The organism is Stenotrophomonas sp. STEN022, from assembly GCF_056760155.1.
Window position 1 is genome coordinate 26335 of sequence record NZ_JBRREG010000051.1, and the last position, 6282, is coordinate 32616.

Annotated in this window: 4 protein-coding genes; 2 read left to right on the plus strand and 2 right to left on the minus strand. The window is 65.0% G+C overall.

The features are described from left to right. Nucleotides 1-34 precede the first annotated feature (34 nt). Together ACVOMF_RS12065 and ttcA are read right to left on the minus strand one after the other, a co-directional pair. Nucleotides 35-943, minus strand: coding sequence for a recombination-associated protein RdgC (locus tag ACVOMF_RS12065; protein WP_481509503.1), 909 nt, complete (start codon nt 941-943; stop codon nt 35-37). A 146-nt stretch (nt 944-1089) separates the two neighbouring features. Further along, nucleotides 1090-2019, minus strand: a complete 930-nt coding sequence (gene ttcA / locus ACVOMF_RS12070) for a tRNA 2-thiocytidine(32) synthetase TtcA (RefSeq protein ID WP_481509504.1) — start codon at nt 2017-2019, stop codon at nt 1090-1092. Nucleotides 2020-2148: 129 nt separating this feature from the next. Between ttcA and ACVOMF_RS12075 the strand changes: the two genes are divergently transcribed. Both ACVOMF_RS12075 and ACVOMF_RS12080 read left to right on the plus strand, forming a co-directional pair. Continuing rightward, complete coding sequence (locus tag ACVOMF_RS12075; protein ID WP_481509505.1) at nt 2149-4692, plus strand: TonB-dependent receptor; 2544 nt, start codon at nt 2149-2151, stop codon at nt 4690-4692. Nucleotides 4693-4761: 69 nt separating this feature from the next. Further along, the gene (locus ACVOMF_RS12080) at nt 4762-6165 is read left to right on the plus strand and encodes a CehA/McbA family metallohydrolase (protein ID WP_481509506.1); all 1404 of its coding nucleotides are present in this window, start codon (nt 4762-4764) and stop codon (nt 6163-6165) included. Nucleotides 6166-6282 lie beyond the last annotated feature (117 nt).

Genomic DNA, 6282 nt, shown 5'->3' on the forward strand with positions numbered 1-6282 from the left:
CCCGGTTACGAAACCGGGTAGGTCAGCAACGGGTTCAGCTATCAGCCTTGCTCAGCTTGAATGCCTGCTCCAACAGCAGGAACAGCCGGCGGATTTCGCCGCTCTGCAAGGCGAAGCGGGCATCCAGTTCGGCGCGGCGGCCTTCCTCATCGATGTGCTCGAGCTGATCCAGCGCGCCATCGAGGAATTTCAGCTTGCGCACGATCAGATCATCACCGAGCACGAAGGACAGGTTGTCCTCGAAGATCAGCGCCAGCTTGGTGACCTGCTTGCCTGCATCCAGATGCTTGTCGATCTCGTCGCAGCGCAGTTCCTGGTGCTGGCACTTGACCACCGCGCCGCCTTCGGCCGGGTCCTTCATCTCGCATTCTTCGCCCAGGCTCAGGCCTTCGGGCAGCGGCTCGCCGGCAATCCACGCAGTCAGGATGGCGCGCGGTGCGACTTCGGCGTTCAGCGGCATCGCCGGGAAGCTGCCCAGCATGCCGCGGATGTCGCTCATCACGTTCTCGCCGGTCTTGCGGCTGGAACTGTCGACCGCAACGTAACCGTGCTGCAGGTCGAGGAAGGCATCGGTGCGCGAGCTCTTGACGAAGGCGCGCGGCAGCAGTTCGTGCAGCAGGTCGTCCTTCAGGCGCTTGCGCTCGCGACCGCCGGGCTTGCGGCCTTCCTTCTCTTCGATCTCTTCCAGCTTGCGCTGCAACAGATCGTTCACCACCACGCTGGGCAGGATCTTGTCTTCGCCACCGACAGTCAGCCACAACGCATCGCCGATGCGGTGCGAGAACTGGGTCTTTTCTTCACGGCCGAACGGCGAGATGAAGCCGCGCGAGGTCATTTCCAGCGCGCCAACCGGCTTGAGCACCACCTGCGGCAGCAGCGTGTCTACTTCGGAGAAATCAATGGAGGTCGGGAAACGGAACAGCGTGAGGTTCTTGAAAAACATGGATGTCCTATTTCGTATTCATGGTTCAGGGGCTTGCTTCTCCTCGCTGGAGAAGCTGCTCCGAAGAGCTTGCCGCCGGTGGAGCCGGGGGCGGATGAGGGTGATGCGCAGTGCTTGGTTTCAAACCACCGTAGCACTGCCTACCCTCATCCCAACCCTTCTCCCGGTGGGAGAAGGGCTGCTTGATCCTGCTGCTTGTCGCTGCCCTCCAGCCACGCCTGCGCATCAGACTGTGGCGCGTCTTCACGGCGGCCCAGCGCCATGAAGTCGAACAGTTTGGGATCGGCCAGCTGCGAGGGACGGATGTCGCCCAGCGCGCGGGAAATCTGCTCGATGCGGCCGGGCGTGTCCTTCTCCCACTGCTTCATCATCAGGCCGACCTGCTTGCGCTGCAGGTTTTCCTGACTGCCGCACAGGTTGCATGGAATGATCGGGAACTGGCGGGTAGTGGCGTACTCGATGATGTCCGCCTCGCGCACATAGGCCAGCGGGCGGATCACCACATGCTTGCCGTCGTCGCTGCGCAGCTTGGGCGGCATGCCGGAAATCTTGGAATGGTGGAACAGGTTCATGAAGAACGTGGCCACCATGTCATCGCGGTGGTGGCCCAGCGCGATCTTGGTGAAGCCATTGGCTTCGGCGTAGGTGTACAGCGAGCCACGGCGCATGCGCGAGCACAGCGAACACATGGTCTTGCCTTCCGGGATGACCCGGCTCACCACCGAATAGGTGTCCTGTTCGATGATGTGGTACGGCACGCCGATCGAGGCCAGGTACTCGGGCAACACATGTTCCGGGAAACCCGGCTGCTTCTGGTCCAGGTTCACCGCCACCAGCTCGAACGGCACCGGCGCCTTCTTCTGCAGCTGTAACAGGATGTCCAGCAAGGTATAGCTGTCCTTGCCGCCGGACAGGCAGACCATCACCTTGTCGCCGGCCTCGATCATGCCGAAATCAGCAATGGCCTGGCCTACCTGGTGACGCAGGCGTTTGCCGAGTTTCTGGTGTTCACGTTCGGCCACGTGCGGATCACGGGCCCGCGGGGCGGGATCGGGCAGGGAAATGACAGCGCTCATCCCCGGCATTCTACCGGCTGGGGCGCGCCTCCACAGCGCCGGCTGCAGCGACGTTGCACAAAAGCGTAATACCGGCGTCACCCCGCGATGACAGCATTTCTGACTCCCTGTTCAGTTGTTGATTACATCGTGCTCCCTACCCGTCTTGCTTCTGCTGTCTGTCACGCGCTCCTGCTCTCCGCTCTGGCTCCGGCCGCCGCTCTGGCCCAGGATGCCGGCACACCCGCGCCCGCCGTGGCCAAGGATCTGGATACCGTCATCGTCACCGGCCGCAGCGGCACCGGTGTGCGTACCAAGGTGGAAACCAGCTATTCGGTGACCAATATCGAAGAGGAGCAGCTGCGCATGCAGGCGCCGACCAGCGTCACCGAGGCGCTGAAGTCGGTGCCCGGCTTCTGGGTGGAAGCCTCCGGCGGCGAAGCCAGCGGCAATATCCGCGCACGCGGCATCCCGGTGGATGGTTTCGGCTCGGTGACCCTGCTGGAAGACGGCATTCCGGTGGTACATGACCCCGCGCTGGGCTATCTCAACGGCGACCAGGCCTTCCGCCTGGATGAAACCATCGAGCGTATCGAAGTGGTGCGTGGTGGCCCGGCGTCGGTGATGTATTCCAATGCGCCGGCCGGCGCGATCAACTTCATCCCGCGCCAGGTCGGCGATGAAGCCAGCGGCGTGTTCAAGTACACCGTCGGCGACAGCGGTTTGAACCGTATGGATTTCGCCTATGGCAGCCCGCTGGCCAATGGCTGGAAATTGCTGCTCGGCGGCTTTTATCGGGTCGAGGATGGCGTGCGTGATCCCGGCTTCAACGGCAACGAAGGCGGCCAGTTCCGCCTGAATCTGGCCAAGGAGTTCGAAGGCGGGCGTTTCAGCATCGATGCCAAACACATGGACGACCGCGTCGCCCTGTACCTGGGCATCCCCATGTATACCAATGGCAACGGCGACATCCGCGCGGTACCCGGCTTCGACGGCAATCACGGAACCTTGGCCGGTCCGGAGACGCGCCATTTGTCGATGAAGACCGCCGATGGCCGTGGCTGGGACTTCGACAACAGCGAAGGCACCCACGTCAAACGTGACCAGCTCACACTGAAGCTGGAAACCGAGCTGGGCGCCGGCTGGGAGCTGGCGCAGTCGGCACGCTTCAGCAAGACCGATACCATCCGCAACGGCGTGTTCCCGAACTCGCTGACCCCCGCCGCCACCTTCCTCGATGGGCAGAAAGGCCTGCTGGCCGGCGTGCCCGGCGCCGCCTCGCTGGGCCTGCGTTACGTCAACGGCAGCGGCGACTTCAACACCGCCAACCAGAACGGCAACGGCCTGCTGGTCATCGGCGGCCTGCGCGGGCTGGACATCCCGGTGCGTGAGTTCGTCAGCGACACCCGCCTGATGCGCAGCTTCGACCTCGGCGGCCAGCAGCACAACCTGACCCTGGGCTATTACATGGCCTCGACCAAGGAGGACTACAGCCGCTATTCGTCCTCGGTGCTGATGGACGCCAGCAACAACGCCAGCCTGCTCGGGCTGGTAGCGCTGGACGCCAACGGCCAGGTGCTGAAGACCTTCACCGACAACGGTGTGTGGCGCTATGGCTACGAGTGGAACAACGCCTCCGGCGAGCAGAAGACGCATGCCTTCTACGTCAGCGACGAGTGGCAGGTGAATGATCAGTTGCGCATCGACAGCGGCCTGCGCTGGGAAAAGGCCAGCAGCAGCGGCTGGAACGAGGTCCGCCGCAGCGTCAATGGCGGCACCCTGGCCACCTCGCAGATGCTGACCGGTTCTGGCATGTACGTGAACCACGACCTGAGCTCGGATGACCTGGGCTGGTCGATCGGTGCCAACTGGCAGTTCAACGACAGCATGGGCGTGTTCGGCCGCTGGACCTCGGCCTTCCGCCTGCCCAGCCTGGGCAACTACATCACCCGCAACGACAACTGCGATGCAAGCTCGGCCGAAACCGTGGCTGCCTGCGCCGCCGCCAACGGCAAGGTTGCCGATACGCAGACGATGGACCTGGCCGAGATCGGCTTCAAGTTCGCCAACCCGCTGTTCAGCGCCTACGCGACTGCCTTCTACACCAAGTACGACAACGTCGGCTTCAGCAACTACAACTTCAACCCGAACACCGGCGTGTCCAGCCGCGAAGCCGGCTATGCCAGCACCCGCACCTTCGGCGTGGAGCTGGAAACAGCGTGGTACCCCACCGACTGGCTCGACCTGCGCCTGACCGCCACCTGGCAGGACGCGCAGTACCGCGACCTGCGCTACAGCGAACTGGTCAACGGTGCGCCGGTGCTGCGCGATTTCGTCGGCAACCAGCTGATCCGTGTGCCGGAGCTGGGCGGACGCGTGGTCGCCGGCATCAACCTGCTCGACCAGCGCCTGCGCCTGCAGGCCGCCGCCGAGCACCAGGGCGAGCGCTATGTGGATACCGCCAACTCGGTGCGGCTGCCGTCCTACGAAGTACTCAACCTCAGCGCGCGCTACGAGCTGACCGATCGCTTCTCGATCTACGGCTACGTCGACAACGTCACCAACTCGCTGGGCCTGACCGAAGGCAACCCGCGCGCCGGTGAACTGTCCAGCAGCGATGCCGGCGCCAGCGCCTTCATCGCGCGGCCGCTGCTGGGCCGCAACTACCGCATGGCCGTGATGTACCGCTTCTGATGCGTACCGTGCTCCCCGTACTGCGGGGGGGGGCCGCCCCCCCCCCCCACCCCCGCACAAGCCGCTGATGTGCTCCAACTGCAAGGCACGCTGGAAGGCAAGGACCACCAGCGCTACCTGGCGCTGCCGTTCGAGGTGCCGGCCGGCACCGGTCGCGTCGCCGTCACCCTGCACCATGACGGCGCGCAGGACCGCACCGTCATCGACCTCGGTCTGCTCGATGCCAACGGCTTCCGTGGCTGGAGCGGCGGTTCGCGTTCGTCGATCACTGTTTCCCGCTACGACGCCAGCGGCGGCTACCTGCCAGGCGCAATTCCCGTCGGCAAATGGCAGGTGCTGCTCGGCATCCCCAATATCCGCGCCAAGGTGCAGACGCCGTACAAGGTGGAGGTGACCTTGTGGAGCGAGGCCGAGGTGGACGCCGGCAGCGACCGCAACGACCCGGTGCTGCGTGACAGCGCCGGCTGGTACCGCGGCGACCTGCACATGCACAGCACCCACAGCGACGGCAGCTGCAGCAGCCAACAGGGCCGCAAAGTTTCATGCCCATTGTTCCTCAGCCTGCAGGCGGCGGTGCGCCAGGGCCTGGATTTCGTCGCCCTCACCGAGCACAACACCGTTTCGCACCTGGAAGAAGTGGCGCGCCACCAGCCGTATTTCGACCAGCTGCTGCTGATCCCCGGCATGGAGGTCACCACCTTCCAGGGCCATGCCAATGTTTTCGGTGTCAACGGCCCGCTGCCATTCCGGTTGGGCGAGCAGTTGCCGGACTGGAACAGCCTGCTGGGCCAGCTCAAGCGCAGTGATGCGGTGTTCTCGATCAACCATCCAGCGCTGCCCTCGGGCGAGGACTGCATGGGCTGCGGCTGGACCCCGGCCACGCCGGTGGACATGGCCGCGGTGCAGGCGGTGGAAGTGGTCAACGGCAGCCAGGCCGATGGCCCGCGCGCCGGTGTCGGCTTCTGGGAGAAGCAGCTGCAGCAAGGCCGGCGCATGACCGCCATCGGTGGCAGTGACAGCCACAACCCGGGTGCCGCCAACGGCGCTTCGCCTATCGGTCTACCAGCCACGCTGGTGCACGCATCGGCGCTGTCGCGCGGCGCCATTCTCGCTGCGCTCAAACAAGGCCGGGTGGTGGTGGACGTGCGCAATGTCGCCGGCAGCCGCCTGGACCTGTGGCTGCAGAGCGATGCGGGGCAGCGCGCGGAGATGGGCCAGCAGTTGGCGCTGCCGGCCGGGCGATGGGCCACCCTGCATGCCGAGCTCGACTACCCACGACCAGTGCGGATCGAGCTGATCGTCGATGGCCAGCGCCATCCCAGCAGCGTGGAGACCGGCGCCAATGGTGCGCAGCGGGCCAGCCTGCGCTGGCGCTCGGACGGCAAGCGGCATTGGCTGCGGGTGGATGCACGCGATGCTGGTGGCAACCTGTTGCTGCTGGGCAACCCGGTGTACGTGAACTGGCCGCGCTGACCGGCTAAGCTGGCGGCATGTCCGAGCTGCCGCCAATCCACGAGCTGAACCAGCGCATCGCCGAGCTGCGGGCCGAACACCGCGCCCTGGACGAACGTATCGCCAAACTGGCGGCCA